Origin of the sequence: Campylobacter concisus, from assembly GCF_002913225.1 — a bacterium.
GTDB classification, from domain to species: Bacteria; Campylobacterota; Campylobacteria; order Campylobacterales; family Campylobacteraceae; genus Campylobacter_A; species Campylobacter_A concisus_J.
The window spans coordinates 34,009-53,151 of sequence record NZ_PPAW01000020.1; the positions used below are offsets into that span (position 1 = coordinate 34,009).

Sequence of the window (19,143 nt, forward strand, 5' to 3'; positions counted from 1 at the left end):
AAAGTCTAATGCTAATCAATCTAATAAGCTCAATCGTCGTTTTTGTCGTATCAATGGGCATAAATTTCTTTCTTACGCCATTTATCTTAAAAAGCCTTGGCAATGAGGCTTTTGGCTTTGTAGGCCTTAGCAACGCCATCGTTAGCTACGCCGCAGTCGTGAGCGTGGCGATAAACTCAGTGAGCGGCCGCTTTGTCGCTCATGCGTGGCACAAAAAAGATCTAAGCCTTGCAAACACCTACTACTCATCAGTGCTTGTTGTAAATATCTTCTTTTGCGCCGTTGTCGTGGTGCTTAGCTCTGTTTTCATACTAAATTTGCAAAGTTTTTTAAATGTCCCTGAAAATTTACTTTTTGATGTGAGAATGACCCTTGTTTTTTACTTTATAAATTTCTGCGTCGGCCTATTTAACGGCGTTTTAACGGTTTGTGCGTTTGTGACAAATAAGCTCTATCTGCTCTCCATCAGAAACGCCATCTCAAGCGCTATCCTAGCAGCCCTTATCGTCGCACTTTTTTATTTTTTTAAGCCATTTATTTCTTACATCGCTATCTCAGCGCTAGTTGCTAGCCTTTTTGTCTTTTTTAGCACCATTTTTATGTCAGCTCGCATCACGCCAGAGCTAAAATTTAGCCTTAGTAAATTTGACTTTTCTAAGATAAAAGAGCTTCTTAGCTCTGGCATTTGGAATAGCTTTAATGCGCTAAACCGTATACTTTTAACAGGCATGGACCTATTTATCTGCAACATTTTTGTAAATGCAAACGCCACGGGTCTTCTTTCAGTCGCCAAGGCCGCCCCTATCATACTTGAGAGCTTTGTAGCGCAGCTTAGCGGTATCTTTGCGCCAAAATTTGTCGAGCTTTACTCTAAAAATTTGATCACGGACCTCATAAAAGAGGCTAAATTTTCAATGAAGGTGATCGCCTTTGTGATGAGCGCTCCGGCCGCATTTTTCGTCGTTTTCGGGCTAGATTTTTACACGCTTTGGCTACCTTTTAAAAGCGCAGATGAGGTCAAATTTATCTACAACGTCTCGATGATCACGCTTGTGCCCATTGTCTTTATAAGCTTTGTTTTCTCGCTTTTTAACCTTGATAGCGCAACAAACAAGCTTCGCCGACCAGCCATTGCCAACACTATCCTTGGCGTTAGCACGATCATAGCGCAGATCGCACTGCTTAAATTTAGTGGCTACGGCGTTTATGGTATCGTCATCGTCGCAGCCATTTTTTATAGCATAAGAATTCTCGGCTTTGACCTTATAAATGCCGCCTTAAATTTAGAGGTGAAACTCACCACGTTTTATGGGGTTTATTTTAAAAATTTAGCCGTTTTTGCGCTTTGCGTGTTTGCGATGTTTGCCTGTAAGGACTTTGTGAGCTTAGATAACTGGCTAAAATTTGCTATCTTTGCTGTGATATACGCCAGCGCAGCTTATATTTTGGGATATTTTTTGTTTTTTAATGCCTTTGAGCGAGGCATAGTTTGGCGTAAAATTTTAAAAAAATTTAAAAGGTCTTAAATGAATGAAATTTATCTGATCTCTTTGACAAAAGACACTAAAAGGCGAGAGCTTTTGCAGCAGAAATTTGGCTCTTATGATAGCTTTAAGCTAATAGACGCAGTTGATGGCAGGGAGCTAAACGCGAGGGAGTACTATAAGATTATTTCGCCATCATTTAAAGCTTACGGCAAGGTTTTAAGCCCAGCAGAAGTTGGCTGTTCGCTCTCGCACGTAAAAGCCTACGAGGCGTTTTTGGCGAGTGAGGCGAAATTTGCCCTCATCTTTGAAGACGACGTGATAGGCGATGATCAGGCTATAAAAGAGGCCTTTTTAGCAGCTAGCAAGATGCCTGAAAATAGCGTGCTGATATGCGGCATGCAAGATGGGCTAGAAGGCAGGTTTAGCGCCTTTGGTAAAAAGGTGGATACCAGCCTAAGTAAGCCGCTTTGGCAGGTCTCAAAGCACTCATTTTCGAGCATTTATAGAGCAGGGGCCTATGTGCTAACTAAAAAAAGTGCTAAGAATTTGCTTGAAATTCATAAACGTGCGCTTTGCACGACCGATGTTTGGGACTATTTGCTCGGTGTTAATGATATGCAGATGTATTTTTGCGATCTTTTTGCGCACCCAACTGATCTTAGTGGCTCAAATATCGAGGGTGAGCGCCTTGAGAGAGGATACAGCGCAAATTTAAAGGCATATATAAAAACAATTAAATTTATACTTTTCTCACGGCTTGAAAAGCTTCAAGGCTATGAGAGAATTTTTAAAAGGGGCTAAATGAGCGAGCCATTAATCAGCATCGTAACCGCGACTTACAAGCGTCCAGAGCTTTTAAAAAAGGCCATAAAAAGCGCTCTAGCTCAAAGCTATAAAAATTTAGAAATAGTTGTAACTGACGACGGCGATGATGAGAGTGCGAGTAACATTTGCAAGAGTTTTAATGATGCTAGGATCAAATTTGTAAAAAACAGCACTCACAAAAAGAGCCCAAATGGCAACAAAAATAACGGCTTTGACAACGCAACAGGCGAGTTTGTCTGCTTGCTTGACGATGACGATGAGCTTTTGCCAGAGGCGATTGCTTTGTGCTATGAAATTTTAAAAAGTGGCGAGTATTCGTGCGTTTTTGCAGATGCGATCTGCGAGAAAGACGGCGTGATGACCAAGATGATAGCTGGTAGAAGCCCATATAGCAAGAGTGGAGCGATGAGCAAGGTTGATTATCACTGCGGGCGGATAAATGGCGAGTATTTTAAGCTTTTTTCACGTGAATTTATAGACGGCTTTAGGTTTGATGAGAGCAGTTTTGGCGGCGAAAATGAGCTTTACATCCGATTTTTTGAAAAAAATGTCTTTTATCTTAAGAAGCCACTTTACATCTACCGTATCGCAAGAAGCGATAGTGCGACGTTAAATGCCGGCAAACACGCGCTAAATGTGGCAAACGCTTACATCAAAACAGCAAATTTGCACTACGACATCGCTATAAAAAATGAGCCAAAATTTCTAGCTATGCAGTATAAAAACGCCGCTTACTACGCCAAAATAGCAGGCGAATATGGGCTGATGTTAAGGTGTATTTTTAAAAGTCTTAGCATTAAATTTAGTAAAGAAGCGTTTATATTTTTGCTGCTTAGCCCGCTTCCAAGTGGCATTTTACCAGCACTTTCAAAGCTTAGAGTAAAGATCAAGCAAAGGTTTGGCGTATGAGGATATTATTTGTCACATCAACGCTTAGAAGTGGCGGTGCAGAGCGAGTTTGCGCGGTGATCGCATCAAGATTTAGCATGGATCACGATGTAAGCCTTGTTAAATTTGATAAGGACGAGCCATTTTACGAGCTAACAAGCGGCGTGAAGCTCATAAATTTAGGCGTTGGGGCTGATGAACTTGGCTTTGTTGGAAATTTAAAAAAGAGAGTTTCAAAGGTGCTTGCTTTAAGAGCGCTCATAAGAGAGGGCAAATTTGACGCTGTGATATCGTTTTTAGACGCCGTAAATACCTTGGTTCTCTTTAGTTCAGCCGGACTAAAAACGCCTATAATCATAAGCGAGCACACAAACTATCTTGCGCCAAAAAGGGCGATCTTTAAGGTGCTAAGACGCATAAGCTATCCATTTGCAAACGCACTTAGCGTCTTAAGCGATGAGGATCTAGGCTACTACTCGAAATTTTGCAAAAATGTGATGAAAATTTACAACCCACTCTTTGAAGAGGTGCGCAGCGAGAGCTTTGCAAAAGAAAATTTAGTCATCTTTGTTGGCAGGCTAAATAAGATAAAAAACTGCGAAATGTTTGTAAGAGTGGCTGCAAGCTTAAAGCAAAGCGGCTATAAATTTGCTGTCGCTGGAGATGGCGGCGAGAGAGCAAATTTAGAAAATTTAGCTAAAAATTTGGGCGCCGAGATCGAATTCTTAGGCAACGTTAGCGACATCGCCTCGCTTTATAAAAGAGCAAAGGTGCTGCTATCTTGCTCAAATTTCGAAGGTCTTGGAAACACCTTGATAGAGGCGATAAACTATGACTGCGTGCGGGTTGCGACAAAAACTAGCGGGGCAAAAGAGCTTATAAAAGATGGCTTTGATGGCTTGCTTTGCGAGATAAATGACGATAAGCAGATGAGCGAAAAGCTTGCAAATTTGCTGCAAGATGAGGCAAAAATGGGCGAATTCGCTAAAAACGCAAGAGCTAGACTTGATGAGTTTAGTGTGGAGCAAATTTATAAAAAATGGTTGGAGCTTTTAAGGCTTGGAGGTGTGAAGTGAAAATTCTTTTTGTCATCGCCGCACTTAGAAATGGCGGAGCTGAACGTGTGCTAAACGTGCTAGCAAATGAGCTTAGCAAGGACAATGAGATCACTATCGCCCTGCTTGAAGAGGATCTTGGACTTTATAAATTTAGTGAAAAGATAAATATCATAAATCTTAACGTCGCTGGCTCAGGGCTTGCTTTAAAATTTAAAAAAATCCTCGCTCTTAGAGCGCTTTTTAAAGAGCAAAGGGCTGATCTGATAATGAGCTTTATCGACTGGACAAACGTCGCTTGTGTGTTGGCAAATGCTGGGCTAAAGAGCAAACTAATAGCAACCGAGCATCACGAGCACAGCTACTTAAAAAGCAAAATCGCAAGCGCTATGCGTGATATTAGCTACCGCTTTGTAGATGGCTTAAGCGTGCTAAGTAAAAGCGACTTCAGCTACTATAAATTTGCCAAAAACCGCGAGGTCATCCACAACCCACTTTTTATCGACGTGCCTGAAATTTGCAAGAAGCAAAACGTCATCTTAAGCGTGGCTAGGCTGGAGGCGGTAAAGGGCTATGATATCTATTTTGAGGCGCTTAGTAAGGTGGATAAGAGCTTGCTTGATGGCTGGGAGATAAAGATCGCAGGCAGTGGCAGGCAAGAGGTCGAACTGAAGCAAATGGCGTCAAATTTAGGGCTTAATGTCAAATTTCTAGGTCACATGAATGACGTTACAAAGCTTTATAGCGAGGCAAAAATTTTTACTCTTAGCTCACGAAGCGAGGGGCTTTCAAATGCGCTAATAGAATCAGGCGCTTTTAACTGTGCTAGGCTAAGTAGCGACACTGTGGGCGCAAGAGAGCTTATAAATGACGGCATTGACGGGCTTATCTTTAAAAATGGTGACGCAAATGATCTAAAAGAGAAGCTTGAGATGCTTTTAAAAGATGAAAATTTAAGGCAAAAACTAGCAAAAAACGCCAGCGAAAGTGCAAATTTATTTAGCAAAGAAAATATCATCAAACAGTGGCGAGAATTTATAAAAAAGGTTGTTAGCAAGTGAAAAAATTAGCCGTTTTTTTATATTCGATGGGGCCTGGCGGTGCTGAGCGAAATGTGGCAAATTTACTGCCATTTTTGGTAAAACGTTATGAAGTTCATCTCATCTTAATGAGCAAGGTCATCGCCTATGAGATTCCAAGCGAGGTGCAAATTCACTTTATAGAAAATAGCGATCCTTACGAGAGTGGGCTAAAGAAGCTTGCAAGGCTCTTTTTAGCGATGCCAATGCTTGCCTTTAAATATAAAAATCTTTGCCAAAATTTAGGCATCAACACGCAGTTTGTGCTGATGAACCGTCCATGCTACATCGCTGGGGTTGCTAGGATTTTAGGGCTAAAGGCTAGGCTGGTTATCAGCGAGCGAAGCTGTCCGTCGATCCTATATAAAGACGATCTAAGCGGTAGGGTTAATAAATTTTTACTCACTCATCTTTATAAAAAGGCTGATCTCATTTTGGCAAATGCAGCTGGCAACAAAGAGGATCTGGTGCGAAATTTTGGCATGAGCGAGGCAAAAACAAAGGTGCTTTATAACGCCCTTGATCTAAAAACTATAAATTTGCTAAAAGATGAGCCGCTTGAGAGCGACTTTAAGCCATTTTTCATAAACATAGGCCGCCTTGATAGCGGTAAAAATCAAGCCATGCTAATAAAAATAATAGCTTCGATTAACGACCCTCGCGCTACGCTTGGCATCCTTGGCAAAGGGCCTTTAAAGGACGAGCTACAAAATTTGATAGACAAATTTGGCGTGGGTGATCGAGTAAAGCTTCTTGGCACTGATAAAAATCCTTTTAGGCATATAAAAAACGCCTCTTGCTTGCTTTGTGCTTCACGTTTTGAGGGCTTTTCAAATGTCTTGCTTGAAGCGCTAGCATGCGAAAAAACTATCATTTCAACCGAGCATAAAAGCGGCGCAAAGGAGCTTTTGGGCGAGAGTGAGTTTGGCATCTTAGTGCCTGTTGATGATGAAAATGCGATGAAAGAGGCGATGATAAAGGTGCTTAACGAGCGTGAAATAAGGCAAAATTTTGAAAATGTTGCGTATAATCGGGCTAAATTTTTTGATAGTGAAAATATAGCGAGCGAGCTTATAAAATTTTTGGAAAATCCTAATGAATAGAAATTTATTTTTTAAAAATTACTCTTTATACCTTATGATATTTGTCGCAGTCATCTTTGGCATGGTTTGCAGGCTTTACTGGGTCTTTTGGGCTAGTGAGTATCCGGTATTTTTCTGGAACAACGAGCTGATGATCAGCACAAACGACGGCTACGCATTTGCCGAGGGCGCAAGGGATATGCTAGCTGGCTTTCACCAGGAAAATGACCTTAGCTACTATGGCTATCCGCTTTCGACGCTTACTTACTGGATCGTGAAATTTCTAGGCGTTAAGCTTGAGACGGCGATGATTTATATGAGCGTATTTTTTTCGTCGCTTGTGGCTGTGCCTGTTATCTTGATCGCAAATGAATATAAAGCAAAAATGGCTGGCTTCATCGCTGCACTTCTTGCAGTGATCGCAAATAGCTACTACAACCGCACTATGGCAGGATATTACGACACCGACATGCTCATCATCCCACTTAGCGTTTTTGTCGTTTGGGGGCTTGTTAGAGTGCTTGAGAAAAAGGACGCAAAGAGCCTGATAATAGCACCTTTAAGCGTGCTTATCTATATGTGGTGGTATATGAGCGCCTTTTCGCTTATTAGCATTTTAACTGGGCTATTTTTACTTTATACGCTCATTTTTGATAGGAAAAATCCACTTTTTTACCTTGAAATTTCGCTGCTTTTGCTTGCCATCTCAAACCTTGATCTAACTCTTAAGTTTATCGCTGTCATCGTTATTTACGCACTTTGTCTATTTAAAAAAGAGGTGATAAATTTAAAATTTGTTCTTAGCGTTTTGGCGGTTATATTTATCGTCTTTGTCATCCGTGGCGGGCTAAATCCGATAATCTTTCAGCTTAAATTTTACGTCTTTAGAGATGCGCCTGAAGTTGGCGGCATGAGCTTTCACTTTTTTAATGTCAATCAAACTATCCAAGAGTCAAGTGTCGTTGATTTTACACTATTTTGCGAGAGAATCAGCGCAAATGTCATCACATTTTTGATCTCGCTTGCTGGCGTCGCTCTGTTTTGCTACAAGCACCGCTCATTTGCCGTCTCGCTTGGCATGCTAGCTCTTGGCTTTTTAGCCTTTAAAAGCGGCCTTAGATTTACCATTTATGCTGTGCCTATCATGGCACTTGGCTTTGGCTACTTAGTGGAGTTCGTGCTTGCAAATTTAAAGCTAAAAGGAGCCGTGCTAAATCTCATAAGAGCGTTCATAGCAGCTCTTGTGCTTGCTCCAGCGCTCATTCACATCTATGGCTACAAGGCTGAGCCAGTCTTTGTAAATAAAGAGGTTGAAATTTTAAACAAGCTAAAAAGCATCGCAGGACGCGAAGACTACGTGGTTGCGTGGTGGGACTATGGATATCCGATTAGATATTACAGCGATGTTAAGACGCTAATTGACGGCGGAAAGCACCTTGGACGTGAAAATTTTGCCGTGAGTTTTGCGCTTGGAAGCGACGAGATGAGCTCGGCAAATATGGCAAGGCTTGATGTTGAGTATACGGAGCGAAATTTCAAAGAGCACTTTAATGGCAACTTGGCTCAAATTTTAAAAGATAGAAATTTAAGTGTTGATCAGTTTTTTAGCGAGATAAAAGAGGCAAATTTTAGCCTGCCAGCAAAGAGCAGAGAGATATATTATTACCTACCAGATAGGATGCTTAGCATCTTTCCGACCATTTTGCAGTTTAGCAAGATCGATCTAAAAAGCGGTAAAAACCTAAACAACGGACTTTTCATCACCACAAGAGTGATCTCGCAAAACGAAAAGGGCATTAGGCTAAGTGGCGGATTTACACTAACAAGCGATGTCACAAATTTGATCTATGATGGCAATGTCTTACCGCTAAGATCTTTCATAGAGACCGACTACAACGAGGCTGGCAAGCTAAATGTAAAAGAGTATAAAAATAACGAAATGTCAAACATTTCTGTCATTTATATGAGGGATTATGGCAGATTCATCATCCTGGATGAGAGCATTTTAAATAGCGCCTACATCCAGCTTTTCGTGCTTGAAAGATACGATCCAAAGGTCTTTGAGCCAGTCATACTTGACGGGGCGGCAAAAGTTTATAAACTAAAGAGGTAGAGATGGCAAGGATAGGATTTTTAAGCCACGCTGATATGAGCATACACTTTTTTAGACGCCCTATTATGCAGGCTTTAAAAGATATGGGGCATGAAGTTTTTGCTATCGCTCCAAAAGGAAATTTTACTAATGAGCTTGCTAAAAGCTTTCACACCGTCACCTACGAGCTTGATAAGGCGAGCCTAAATCCACTAACTGTGATAAATAACTCAAAAAAACTATCTCAAATTTTAGGTGAGCTAAATTTAGACCTGCTTCAAACTGGCGCTCACAAGTCAAATGTCTTTGGCACATTTGCTGCTAAAAACGCTGGCATAAAGCACGTGATAAATTTGGTTGAAGGCCTTGGTAGCTTTTACATCGATGATGATCTTAAGACAAAGGCCGTGCGTTTTGTCATGGAGAGCCTTTATAAGCTCTCTTTTACAAAGGCTGATGCTTGCATCTTTGTAAATGACGCAGATCCAGACTATCTGATCTCAAGAAATTTGATAGACAAAAGCAAGGTTTACCGCATAAAAAGTGTCGGCGTGGATACTGCTAAATTTGACCCAGCTATCACGCAGGCGGCTGACCTTGGTGAAAAAAAGGTCATTTTAATGATCGCAAGAGCCATGTGGCACAAGGGCGTTCGTGAATTTTACGAGGCGGCAGAAATTTTAAATGGCTATAAAAACTGCGAATTTGTCTTTGTGGGCGAGGGCTTTGCTGGCAATAAATCAACCGCGGACGAGAGTTTTTTAAAAGGTGGCAAAGTACGATATTTAGGAGCAAGAAACGACATCCCGCAGCTTTTAAAGGCTTCTTATTTGCTTGCTTTGCCAAGTTATAAAGAGGGCTTTCCAAGAACGGTTTTAGAGGCGATGAGTATGGCTAAAGCAGTTGTCGCAAGTGACGTGACAGGCTGCAATGAAGCTGTAAAAGAGGGCTACAATGGACTTTTATGCAAGGTAAAAGACGCAAATGACCTAGCAAGTAAGATAAAAATTTTACTTGATGACGAGGAGCTTTGCGCTAAGCTTGGGCAAAATGGCAGGGACTGGGCGGTTAGCGAGTTTGACGAGAAGCAAATCGCAAAAAGATATATAGAAATTTATAGGAAATTTATAGATGTATAGAAATTTTTTAAAGAGGACGATTGACATTTTGGGAGCTTTGTTTTTGCTCATTTTAACATCACCTATCATCATAGCAACGGCGATCTTTATCTATTTTAAGGTAAGCCGTGATGTCATTTTTACGCAGGCTAGACCAGGGCTAAATGAGAAAATTTTTAAAATTTATAAATGTAAGACGATGAGCGATGAGCGTGATGCAAATGGCGAGCTCTTACCAGATGATCAGCGTCTTGGTAAATTTGGCAAGCTGATCCGCTCACTTAGCCTTGATGAGCTACCACAGCTTTTTAACGTGCTAAAAGGCGATATGAGCTTTATCGGACCAAGACCGCTTTTGGTTGAGTATCTACCCATCTATAACGAAACGCAAAAGCACCGCCACGACGTGCGCCCTGGTATCACGGGTCTAGCGCAGGTAAATGGCAGAAACGCCATAAGCTGGGAGAAAAAATTTGAATACGACGTCTATTACGCTAAAAATTTAAGCTTTATGCTTGACGTAAAGATCGCCTTGCAGACCATCGAAAAGGTGCTAAAACGAAGTGGTGTAAGCAAAGAGGGGCAGGCGACGACGGAGAAATTTAATGGCAAAAACTAAGAAAATTTACATCTACGGAGCGAGCGGTCATGGTCTTGTGATCGCTGACATCGCTAGAAATAACGGCTATGATGAGATAGTTTTTTTAGACGATGCTAGTGAGCGTAAATTTAGCCCAGAGCTTGAAAAAGCTGACATCATAATAGCCATAGGTGATAATAAAACAAGGCAAAAGATCAGCCAAAAGGTGGAGGATGCTGGCTTTGAGATAGTAAATTTGATCCATAAAAGTGCAGTTGTAAGTGAAAGTGCTGTGATAGAAAAAGGTGTGGTTGTCATGCCAAATGCCGTGATAAACGCAAAAGCTTGCATAAAAGAGGGCGCCATCATAAACTCTGGTGCGGTGATAGAGCATGAGTGTGTGATAGGTAAATTTGCTCACATCAGCCCAAATGCAGCCCTTGCTGGAAACGTGAGCGTGGGCGAATTTACGCACGTTGGCATTGGCTCAAGCGTCATTCAAGGCATAAATATCGGTAAAAACTGCATCATAGGCGCTGGAAGCGTGGTCGTTAGAGATATAAAGGACGGTATAAAGGCGTATGGCGTGCCTGCATGCGAGCGCGCTAAGTTATAAATTTAAAAATAAGTGCTAAAATCGCCAAAAAATCACGAAAGGTATGAAAATGGATAGGGTTTTTTTATCTCCACCAAATATGAGTGGAAAAGAGCAAGAATATATAAAAAAAGTTTTTGAAAGCAACTACATAGCGCCACTTGGCGAATATGTCAATAAATTTGAAGATAGCATAAAGGCTTATACTGGTGCCAAAGATGCGCTTGCACTATGCGCTGGAACTGCGGCACTTCACCTAGCACTCCGCGTCCTTGGCATAAAAGAGGGCGATTTTGTGCTGGCTTCTAGCTTTACTTTTATGGCTTCAGTCTCGCCGATACTTTATGAAAAGGCAACTCCAGTTTTTATAGATAGCGACGAGAGCTGGAATTTAAGCCCAGAGCTACTAAAAAAAGCTATATCAAATTTACCTAAAAAGCCAAAAGCGCTAGTCGTTACTCATCTTTACGGCCAAGCTTCAAAGATGAAAGAAATTTGCGAAATTTGCCAAAATGAAGGCATCGCTTTGGTTGAAGATGCAGCTGAAGCACTTGGCGGATTTTACGGTGGCAAGGCGCTTGGCACATTTGGCGTGATGGGTGGATATAGCTTTAATGGCAACAAGATCATCACCACTTCAGGCGGCGGCATGCTAGTTGGAGATAGTGAATTTGTAGAAAAAGCTAGATTTTACAGCACACAAGCAAGGGAGCCACTGCTTCACTACGAGCATAAAGACTACGGCTACAACTACCGCTTAAGTAACGTCCTAGGCGCTATTGGCGTGGCTCAGATGGAAGTTTTAGAAAAGAGAGTCGAGCAAAAGAGAAAAGTCTTTGAAATTTATGAAAAAGAGCTTGGCGATATTTTAGAATTTATGCCAGAGCTACCAAATTCTCGTGGAAACAGATGGCTTACAACCGGCGTTTTTGCTAAAAAAGACGCACATTTAAAAGTTATAAAAGCACTAGCTGATGCAAACATCGAGAGCCGCCCACTTTGGAAGCCTATGCACTTACAGCCAGTATTTAAAGGCGCGCTAAGTTTTGTTGATGGATATAGCGAAGATCTATTTTCAAGAGGAATTTGCTTGCCAAGCGGCAGCGATATGAGCGAGCAGACACAAGAAAGAGTGATAAAAATAGTCAAGGAAAATGCGTAAATGTTTCATGCAACGAAGTTAAAAAGGCTCGTATTTTTCCTTCTTGGTGATGTTTTTATATTTGTTTTTTCGATATATGCAGCATATCTTTTAAGATTTAACGCCGACATCCCAGATATCTACGTGCAAGGACTTTTTGTAACGGCTGGATTTTTGATCGTATTTAAGCTCTTTTTCATGTGGATGTTTAAAATTTACAAGGTGCCGTGGAGATTTTTTGGCTTAAACGAGGCACGTAAAATTTTCCTAGCTCACGTTTGTGCGGCGATCTTATTTACACCACTATTTTTTGTATTGCAAGACATTTTTGCAATGTATCCAAGAAGTGTTATTTTGATAGATATGCTTATATCATGCTTATTTATTGGAATATTGAGAATTTCAAAACGAATGGCGATTGACTTTTCAAACAGACCTCACAAAGGCGAGCCTTGTATCGTTATAGGTGCGACCTCAAAGGCACTTCACGTTTTGCGCGGCTTAAAGCAGGGCTATCTTGACTACTATGCAGTTGGTGTGGTAGATGGCAGAAGCGATCTTGTTGGCACATATTGTGATGGATTTTTAGTTCAAGATAAAAAAGATATACCAAGCCTTATAAAAGACTATGACGCAAAGACTGCTATCATCGCACTTGCGCTCGATCAAGACGAGCTTCAAGCTTTAGTTGATGAGCTAACTGGATATGGCATAAGAGATATGAAGCTATTTTCGCTTATCGAAAATGAGCCGATCAAAGATATCTCGATCGAAGATCTGCTCGCTAGAAAGCCAAAAGACCTTAATCCAGAAGCCATTTCAAATTTCTTAAAAGATAAAATAGTGCTTGTCACTGGAGCTGGTGGCAGCATAGGAAGCGAAATTTGTAAGCAGTGCTTGAAATATGGCGTAAGTGAGCTTATAATGGTTGAACACAGCGAGTTTAACCTTTATAAAATAGACGAAGATACAAGAGATAAAAGAACTGTTAGCAAGCTCGTAAATATCACAAATTTAAAAGACTTTGAAGAGGTTTTTGAAGAATTTAGACCAGAGATCGTCATCCACGCTGCAGCTTACAAGCACGTGCCACTTTGCGAGCTAAATCCTCGCTCAGCAGTTGAAAACAACATCCTTGGCACAAAAAATGCAGTCGATCTTTCTAAAAAATATGGTGCTAAGAAATTTGTCATGATCTCTTCAGACAAGGCTGTGCGCCCAACAAATATAATGGGTACAACTAAGCGTGTTTGCGAGCTTTACGCACTAAATTCAAACGAAGCAGGTGTGTGCGAGATAGTTTGTGTGCGCTTTGGTAATGTCCTTGGCTCAAGCGGCTCAGTCATACCTAAATTTAAAGCGCAAATCGCTGCAAATAAGCCACTAAGCGTCACTCACCCAGAGATCACAAGATACTTTATGCTTACGTCTGAAGCGTGCCAGCTAGTCCTTCAAGCAGCCTCTATCGCAAAAGGTGGAGAGCTTTTCGTGCTTGATATGGGCGAGCCTGTTAAGATCGTCGATCTTGCTAAAAAGATGCTTCTGCTTTCAAATAAAGAGCATCTGGGCATCGAATTTGTAGGGCTTAGACCTGGCGAGAAGCTTTATGAGGAGCTGCTTATCAACAAAGATGACGTTCAAACTAAGTATGAGTCGATCTTTGTGACACACTCGCAGCCTTATGATCTGACCCTTTTAAATTCACAGATAAATGGGCTTTTGCAGCTTGAAGATGACGAGGTGGCACCTGCTCTTAAGGTGATCGTGCCAGAGTTTAACCATGCATTAAATTTAAAAGGCTAGTTTTGGTTATAAAAGATATTAAGAGATTTAGTGACACGAGATATAAGGCAAGGGCGTATATCTGCTATTTATTTAGTAGAAATTTGCCAAACAGACTGCCTGGAGTGTGCTTAGAAAACATAAAAGCTGGCTTTGATAAGATCAGCCACGAGATAGAAAATTTTGATGCACTATACATCTTAGATGAAAATGGCATACAGATCGAAGACTCGATCAGCCTAAATGAAAAGTATAAAATCCCAAAAGGTGAAAACCGCGCAAACAAAGCCTACTACTACACCGCTGTGCGCGAGAAAAGGTGTGTTTTAAGCGATCCATATCCATCAAGTCTAAATGGAGGTTTATGTGTCACAGCAAGCGTGCCTATATATAATGAAAAAAATGAGCTTAAATTTATCGCTTGCATCGATATAAGCCTAGAAAATATCCTAAATATGGTCGATAGCGGCTTTGTCGAGGAGCATTTTGGTAGATTTTTAAAGACAGTCTATGCGCTCTTTTGTGCATCGCTTTTTATGATCTGTGCATTTTTATTTTGGCACGGTGTAAAGAGCTTTATCTCAAAGAGTATCGAGCATATAAATGTCGAAGAAATTTTTGAATCAACCATCATTTTAACGCTGGCCCTTGCCATTTTTGACCTTGTTAAGACGATATTTGAAGAAGAAGTTTTAGGTAAAAATCACGAAGAAAATAGCGTTATTTATAAAACAATGGTTAGATTTATCGGCTCTATCATCATCGCACTTGCGATCGAAGCGCTCATGCTAGTCTTTAAATTTGCTATCACTGCACCTGAAAATATCATAAACGCTATCTATCTAATAGGCGGTGTGGCGATGCTGATGGCAGCACTTAGCTTTTATCTCTTTAGCGTAAAAAGACAAGAGAACAGATGATTGCTATTATTGATTATGGCGCGGGCAATATCAAAAGTGTGATAAATGCTTTTAAATTTCTTGGACATGAGTGCGTTTTGTTAAGTGAGCCTGGGAGCCTAAAAGAGCACTCTCACATCGTTTTACCAGGTGTTGGGGCATTTGGCGAGGCGATGAATAAGCTTAAGATTAACGGCATGGATGAAGCGATAAAAGAGGCTGTAAAAAATGGCAAAGCCTTTATGGGAATTTGTCTTGGTATGCAGCTTTTGTTTGAAAAAAGCTTTGAATTTGGCGAGCATGAGGGGCTTTCTCTTTTGCCAGGCGAGGTCGTTAAATTTGATGAAACTAAATTTGATAAACCACTAAAGATCCCACACGTTGGCTGGAACACACTTAGCTTTAAACAAAATGGCCCTTTAAATTTAGGACTAAAAGAGCTTGAGTATTTATACTTTGTGCATAGCTACCACGTGGTTTGCGATGATAAATTTGCACTTGCAAAGACAACTTATGGATATGAATTTACAAGTGCGGTGCAGCATGAAAATCTCTTTGGCTTTCAGCCTCATCCAGAAAAAAGCCACGAGGTTGGGCTTAAAATTTTAGAAAATTTTGCGAGGTTGTGATGGAAATTTTCCCAGCGATAGATCTAAAAGAGGGGCAAGCAGTTAGGCTTAGCAAAGGGCTCATGCAAAGCGCTAAAATTTACAGCAGTGAGCCAAGTGAGCTTGCTAAGAGGTTTGAAGATTACGGCGCAAAATGGCTGCATGTGGTTGATCTTGACGGAGCATTTGCGGGAGAAGCTATAAATTTTAACACGATCGAAAAGATAGTAAAAGCTACAAATTTAAAGGTGCAAGTTGGTGGTGGCATAAGGGATGAAGAGCGTATAAAGCGCTATTTGGACCTTGGAGTTAGCAGGGTGATCCTTGGCTCAGTTGCTCTAAAAGACCCAGAATTTACAGCAAAAATGGCTGGATTTTACAGGGTCGTAGTTGGCATAGATGCCAAAGATGGCTATGTGGCAGTGCAAGGCTGGGGTGAGGTTTCAAATATAAAAGCGGTCGATCTTGCAAAAAAATTTGCAGATGTGGGTGTAGAAGCTGTGATTTGCACCGATATTAACAAAGATGGAATGCTTGGCGGAGTTAATGTTGATTTTAGCTTGCAAATAGCTAGAAGCAGCAAGCTTGAGACCATAGCAAGTGGCGGTGTGAGCGATATAAACGATATTTTGGCGCTAAAAGAGACAAATGAGATCTCTGGCGTGATCGTTGGTAAAGCTTACTATGAAGGACGACTTGATTTGAAAGAAGCTTTCAGACAAGTTGGCTAGCGTTAAAGCTTTTATAAATTTTAATTAGCTAGAATAGGGCAATTTTTACTAAAAGGATATTATGTGAAGATTTTGGTTGTAGATGACAGCTCAACAATGAGAAGGATCATAAAAAATACTTTGCAAAGGTTAGGACATCAAGAAATTCTCGAGGCTGAGCATGGGCTTGAAGCTTGGAATATCTTGACGCAAAACGAGGGTATTGAGGTTCTTATTACTGACTGGAACATGCCTGAGATGAACGGTCTTGAGCTTGTTAAAAAAGTAAGAGCTGAGCAAAAATATGTTGATATGCCTATCATAATGGTAACAACAGAGGGCGGAAAAGCCGAGGTTATAACAGCTTTAAAAGCAGGTGTTAATAACTACATCGTAAAACCTTTTACGCCACAAGTTTTAAAAGAGAAGCTTGAAGACGTTCTTGGTTAATGAAAGATAAATTTTACGAATTAAGCATCAAAACATCAAATTTTTATGATGAAATTTTAGAGTTAGTTTTCTCTTTTGGGGTTACCTGTGTAGAAGAGCTAGACCATGAGATCATCATCAGGGAAGAGTATGATCTAAAAGATATAGCTTGGGGTGTCGAAGAGTATGCAAAAGGGCTCTCTAGCGTTCGTAAAATTCCAAATGATTTAAAAATTTCTCTTAATTTAAAAGAAAATAAAGACTGGCTAGGTGAATATAAAAAGGCAGTTAAGCCTATTTTGGTTGATAAAATTTATATTAGACCTAGCTGGGAAGAGCCACTTAATGGCGTAACAAATATCATAATCGACCCAGCGCTAGCCTTTGGCTCAGGGCATCATGAAAGCACAAATTCTTGCTTGCAACTTTTACAAAAATATGCAAAAAGTGGCGATAGTGCTTTAGATGTGGGATGTGGAAGCGGGATATTAAGCATAGCTTTAGCAAAGCTTGGCTGCAAGGTCGATGCCTGCGATACAGACGAGCAGGCCACGCAAAGCTCGCTTAGCAATGCCCAGCTAAATGAGGTTAAATTTAATAAAATTTGGACAGGTTCTATTGCAAATTTAGAGCAAAAATATGATATCGTCGTAGCAAATATCATTGCTGATGTCATTTTTATGCTCTCAAATGACTTGAAAAAATCGCTTAAAAAAGGCGGTTATTTAGTATTGTCTGGAATTTTGAACAAATACGAAGATAGGATTAAAGATACGTTTAAGGATTTGGAGCTAGTTGAGATAAAACAGGCTAATGATTGGGTTAGCTTTGTTTATAAGGAAATGGATGAATAATCAAAATAATAACCAAAACAACGGCGATAATAACGGGTTTTTCAACAAAAATCCCATCTTTATCTTTGCTATTTTTGCAATAGTTATAGTTCTAGCTTTTAGAAGCTTTAGTGGTGACGGACTAGGCGGTACTTTTGGGCTTGGTAGCAACGCTCAAAGCAAGATGATAGCTTATTCTGAATTTAAGGATATGCTAAAAAATAAGCAATTAAATGAAGTTGCGATATCTGAAACCACGATAAAAGGCGTTGGTAATGACAAAACCATCTACCTCGCAAAGCGAATAAATGATCCAACGCTCATTGGCATACTTGAGCAAAACGGTATAACTTACAGTGTTTATAGCGAAAATAACTGGTTTGGAGATCTTATATTTTCATGGATCATACCGGTATTTATATTTTTTGCTATTTGGATGTTTATCGCTAGTCGTATGCAAAAGAATATCGGCGGTGGCATACTTGGCATAGGAAGTGCGAAAAAGCTTATAAATTCTGAAAAGCCAAAAGTTAAATTTGATGACGTCGCAGGCGTTGAAGAGGCAAAAGAAGAGGTTCAGGAGATAGTTGATTATCTAAAGAGCCCAGATAAATATCTAAGACTTGGAGCTAAAATTCCAAAAGGTATTTTATTAGTTGGCCCTCCAGGTACTGGTAAAACGCTTCTTGCAAGAGCTGTTGCGGGCGAGGCTAGCGTGCCATTTTTCTCTATGTCGGCATCAAGCTTCATTGAGATGTTTGTTGGCGTTGGTGCAAGTAGAGTTAGAGATCTTTTTGAAAATGCAAAAAAAGAGGCTCCAGCGATCGTTTTTATAGATGAGATCGATGCGATCGGTAAGAGCAGAAATTCTGGTCCAATGGGAGGAAATGATGAGAGAGAGCAGACGCTAAATCAGCTTCTTTCTGAGATGGACGGCTTTGATGCGGATAAGTCACCAGTTATTGTTATAGCAGCTACAAACAGACCTGAGGTTTTGGATGCTGCGCTTTTAAGACCTGGTAGATTTGATAGGCAAGTGCTTGTTGATAAGCCTGATTTTAAGGGACGTTGCGACATTTTAAAAGTTCATATGAAAGATGTAAAGATCGGCAAAGACGTTAATATCGAAGATATAGCAAGGCTTACTACAGGTTTAGCAGGGGCTGATCTTGAAAATATCATAAATGAGGCAGCTCTTCTTGCAGGACGTAAGTCAAAGACTTTTGTTGAGCAGGCTGATCTAGTGGAAGCTGTTGAGAGATCGATAGCTGGTTTAGAGAAAAAATCACGCCGCGTAAATCCAAAAGAGAAAAAGATAGTCACTTACCATGAAAGCGGCCATGCCTTGGTAGCTGAGCTAACAAAAGGTGCAAAAAGAGTGACAAAAGTCTCAGTCGTGCCACGCGGTCTTGCAGCGCTTGGCTATACGCTAAATACGCCTGAAGAGAATAAATTTATGATGCAAAAGCATGAGTTGCTTGCAGAAGTGGATGTGCTTTTGGCTGGTAGGGCTGCTGAAGAGGTCTTTATAAAAGAGATATCAACTGGAGCTAGTAATGACCTAGAGCGTGCAACTGATATCATAAAAGCTATGGTTAGTATGTATGGTATGAGCGATGTTGCCGGTCTTATGGTACTTGAAAAACAACGCGCGACATTTTTAAATGGCGGACAGAGCATAAAAGACTATAGCGACAAGATGGCTGAAAAGGTCGATGAGTTTGTAAAAGCACTTCTTCATGAGAGATATACAGCTGTGCTTGGTCTTCTTGAAATTTATAAAGGTGCCATTGAAAACATGGTCTCAGCGCTTTATGAAGAGGAGACCATTGAGGGAAAAAGAGTTAGAGAGATCATCAAAAACTACGAAGAAGAAAATGGTCTTGTAAGCAGGCTTGTAGAGCTTGAAGAAGAGGAAAAAGGCAAAAAAGAGGAATAAA

Annotated in this window: 18 protein-coding genes; all 18 read left to right on the top strand. The window is 40.6% G+C overall.

What is annotated here, in order from left to right:
* Window positions 1-8: 8 nt before the first annotated feature.
* The 18 genes from CYP26_RS04700 to ftsH all read left to right on the top strand — a co-directional run bounded on the left by CYP26_RS04700 (window position 9) and on the right by ftsH (window position 19,142).
* Entirely contained in the window at window positions 9-1,526 is a 1,518-nt protein-coding gene (locus CYP26_RS04700) for an MATE family efflux transporter (RefSeq protein WP_103630570.1), read from the top strand.
* Window positions 1,527-2,288: a glycosyltransferase family 25 protein gene (locus CYP26_RS04705; protein WP_103630571.1), complete on the top strand. Its 762-nt coding sequence runs from the start codon at window positions 1,527-1,529 to the stop codon at window positions 2,286-2,288. It begins immediately after the preceding gene.
* Window positions 2,289-3,221, top strand: coding sequence for a glycosyltransferase family 2 protein (locus CYP26_RS04710; protein WP_103630572.1), 933 nt, complete (start codon window positions 2,289-2,291; stop codon window positions 3,219-3,221).
* Window positions 3,218-4,276, top strand: coding sequence for a glycosyltransferase (locus tag CYP26_RS04715; RefSeq protein ID WP_103630573.1), 1,059 nt, complete (start codon window positions 3,218-3,220; stop codon window positions 4,274-4,276). Before CYP26_RS04710 ends, CYP26_RS04715 begins: the two co-directional genes overlap by 4 nt.
* Window positions 4,273-5,316: a glycosyltransferase gene (locus CYP26_RS04720; RefSeq protein ID WP_103630574.1), complete on the top strand. Its 1,044-nt coding sequence runs from the start codon at window positions 4,273-4,275 to the stop codon at window positions 5,314-5,316. Before CYP26_RS04715 ends, CYP26_RS04720 begins: the two co-directional genes overlap by 4 nt.
* Window positions 5,313-6,437 (top strand): N-acetylgalactosamine-N,N'-diacetylbacillosaminyl-diphospho-undecaprenol 4-alpha-N-acetylgalactosaminyltransferase, encoded by a 1,125-nt coding sequence (gene pglJ / locus CYP26_RS04725; RefSeq protein ID WP_103630575.1) that lies wholly within the window; start codon window positions 5,313-5,315, stop codon window positions 6,435-6,437. Before CYP26_RS04720 ends, pglJ begins: the two co-directional genes overlap by 4 nt.
* The gene (locus CYP26_RS04730) at window positions 6,430-8,529 is read left to right on the top strand and encodes an STT3 domain-containing protein (protein WP_103630576.1); all 2,100 of its coding nucleotides are present in this window, start codon (window positions 6,430-6,432) and stop codon (window positions 8,527-8,529) included. Before pglJ ends, CYP26_RS04730 begins: the two co-directional genes overlap by 8 nt.
* A 2-nt stretch (window positions 8,530-8,531) precedes the next feature.
* The gene (gene pglA, locus CYP26_RS04735; RefSeq protein ID WP_103630577.1) at window positions 8,532-9,647 is read left to right on the top strand and encodes a N,N'-diacetylbacillosaminyl-diphospho-undecaprenol alpha-1,3-N-acetylgalactosaminyltransferase; all 1,116 of its coding nucleotides are present in this window, start codon (window positions 8,532-8,534) and stop codon (window positions 9,645-9,647) included.
* Window positions 9,640-10,245, top strand: a complete 606-nt coding sequence (pglC, locus tag CYP26_RS04740) for an undecaprenyl phosphate N,N'-diacetylbacillosamine 1-phosphate transferase (protein WP_103630578.1) — start codon at window positions 9,640-9,642, stop codon at window positions 10,243-10,245. Before pglA ends, pglC begins: the two co-directional genes overlap by 8 nt.
* Window positions 10,232-10,822 carry a UDP-N-acetylbacillosamine N-acetyltransferase gene (gene pglD / locus CYP26_RS04745; protein WP_103630579.1) on the top strand — a complete coding sequence of 197 codons (591 nt, stop codon included), beginning with the start codon at window positions 10,232-10,234 and terminating at the stop codon, window positions 10,820-10,822. Before pglC ends, pglD begins: the two co-directional genes overlap by 14 nt.
* 49 nt (window positions 10,823-10,871) lie before the next feature.
* Entirely contained in the window at window positions 10,872-11,963 is a 1,092-nt protein-coding gene (gene pglE, locus CYP26_RS04750) for a UDP-N-acetylbacillosamine transaminase (RefSeq protein WP_103630580.1), read from the top strand.
* On the top strand, window positions 11,964-13,745 hold the full coding sequence (gene pglF, locus CYP26_RS04755) for a UDP-N-acetylglucosamine 4,6-dehydratase (configuration-retaining) (RefSeq protein WP_103630581.1): 1,782 nt from the start codon (window positions 11,964-11,966) through the stop codon (window positions 13,743-13,745). It abuts the gene before it with no gap.
* A gap of 2 nt (window positions 13,746-13,747) precedes the next feature.
* Window positions 13,748-14,644: a PDC sensor domain-containing protein gene (locus CYP26_RS04760; RefSeq protein WP_009294679.1), complete on the top strand. Its 897-nt coding sequence runs from the start codon at window positions 13,748-13,750 to the stop codon at window positions 14,642-14,644.
* Window positions 14,641-15,252, top strand: coding sequence for an imidazole glycerol phosphate synthase subunit HisH (gene hisH, locus CYP26_RS04765; RefSeq protein WP_103630582.1), 612 nt, complete (start codon window positions 14,641-14,643; stop codon window positions 15,250-15,252). The genes CYP26_RS04760 and hisH overlap by 4 nt, the downstream gene beginning before the upstream one ends.
* The gene (gene hisA, locus CYP26_RS04770; RefSeq protein ID WP_103630583.1) at window positions 15,252-15,962 is read left to right on the top strand and encodes a 1-(5-phosphoribosyl)-5-[(5-phosphoribosylamino)methylideneamino]imidazole-4-carboxamide isomerase; all 711 of its coding nucleotides are present in this window, start codon (window positions 15,252-15,254) and stop codon (window positions 15,960-15,962) included. Before hisH ends, hisA begins: the two co-directional genes overlap by 1 nt.
* Before the next feature lie 63 nt (window positions 15,963-16,025).
* Window positions 16,026-16,391: a chemotaxis response regulator CheY gene (locus tag CYP26_RS04775; protein ID WP_002939933.1), complete on the top strand. Its 366-nt coding sequence runs from the start codon at window positions 16,026-16,028 to the stop codon at window positions 16,389-16,391.
* A complete protein-coding gene (locus CYP26_RS04780) occupies window positions 16,391-17,224 on the top strand; it encodes a 50S ribosomal protein L11 methyltransferase (protein ID WP_103598477.1) in 834 nt (277 codons plus the stop codon). The genes CYP26_RS04775 and CYP26_RS04780 overlap by 1 nt, the downstream gene beginning before the upstream one ends.
* Entirely contained in the window at window positions 17,217-19,142 is a 1,926-nt protein-coding gene (gene ftsH / locus CYP26_RS04785) for an ATP-dependent zinc metalloprotease FtsH (protein ID WP_103630584.1), read from the top strand. Before CYP26_RS04780 ends, ftsH begins: the two co-directional genes overlap by 8 nt.
* Window position 19,143: the final 1 nt, after the last annotated feature.

Excerpts from the sequence above, each read along its gene's own strand:
- CYP26_RS04700 (WP_103630570.1), top strand. The coding sequence starts at position 9 with ATGCTAATCAATCTAATAAGCTCAATCGTCGTTTTTGTCGTATCAATG.
- CYP26_RS04705 (WP_103630571.1), top strand. The coding sequence starts at position 1,527 with ATGAATGAAATTTATCTGATCTCTTTGACAAAAGACACTAAAAGGCGA.
- CYP26_RS04710 (WP_103630572.1), top strand. The coding sequence starts at position 2,289 with ATGAGCGAGCCATTAATCAGCATCGTAACCGCGACTTACAAGCGTCCA.
- CYP26_RS04715 (WP_103630573.1), top strand. The coding sequence starts at position 3,218 with ATGAGGATATTATTTGTCACATCAACGCTTAGAAGTGGCGGTGCAGAG.
- CYP26_RS04730 (WP_103630576.1), top strand. The coding sequence starts at position 6,430 with ATGAATAGAAATTTATTTTTTAAAAATTACTCTTTATACCTTATGATA.
- pglA (WP_103630577.1), top strand. The coding sequence starts at position 8,532 with ATGGCAAGGATAGGATTTTTAAGCCACGCTGATATGAGCATACACTTT.
- pglC (WP_103630578.1), top strand. The coding sequence starts at position 9,640 with ATGTATAGAAATTTTTTAAAGAGGACGATTGACATTTTGGGAGCTTTG.
- pglD (WP_103630579.1), top strand. The coding sequence starts at position 10,232 with ATGGCAAAAACTAAGAAAATTTACATCTACGGAGCGAGCGGTCATGGT.
- pglE (WP_103630580.1), top strand. The coding sequence starts at position 10,872 with ATGGATAGGGTTTTTTTATCTCCACCAAATATGAGTGGAAAAGAGCAA.
- pglF (WP_103630581.1), top strand. The coding sequence starts at position 11,964 with ATGTTTCATGCAACGAAGTTAAAAAGGCTCGTATTTTTCCTTCTTGGT.
- hisH (WP_103630582.1), top strand. The coding sequence starts at position 14,641 with ATGATTGCTATTATTGATTATGGCGCGGGCAATATCAAAAGTGTGATA.
- hisA (WP_103630583.1), top strand. The coding sequence starts at position 15,252 with ATGGAAATTTTCCCAGCGATAGATCTAAAAGAGGGGCAAGCAGTTAGG.
- CYP26_RS04780 (WP_103598477.1), top strand. The coding sequence starts at position 16,391 with ATGAAAGATAAATTTTACGAATTAAGCATCAAAACATCAAATTTTTAT.
- ftsH (WP_103630584.1), top strand. The coding sequence starts at position 17,217 with ATGAATAATCAAAATAATAACCAAAACAACGGCGATAATAACGGGTTT.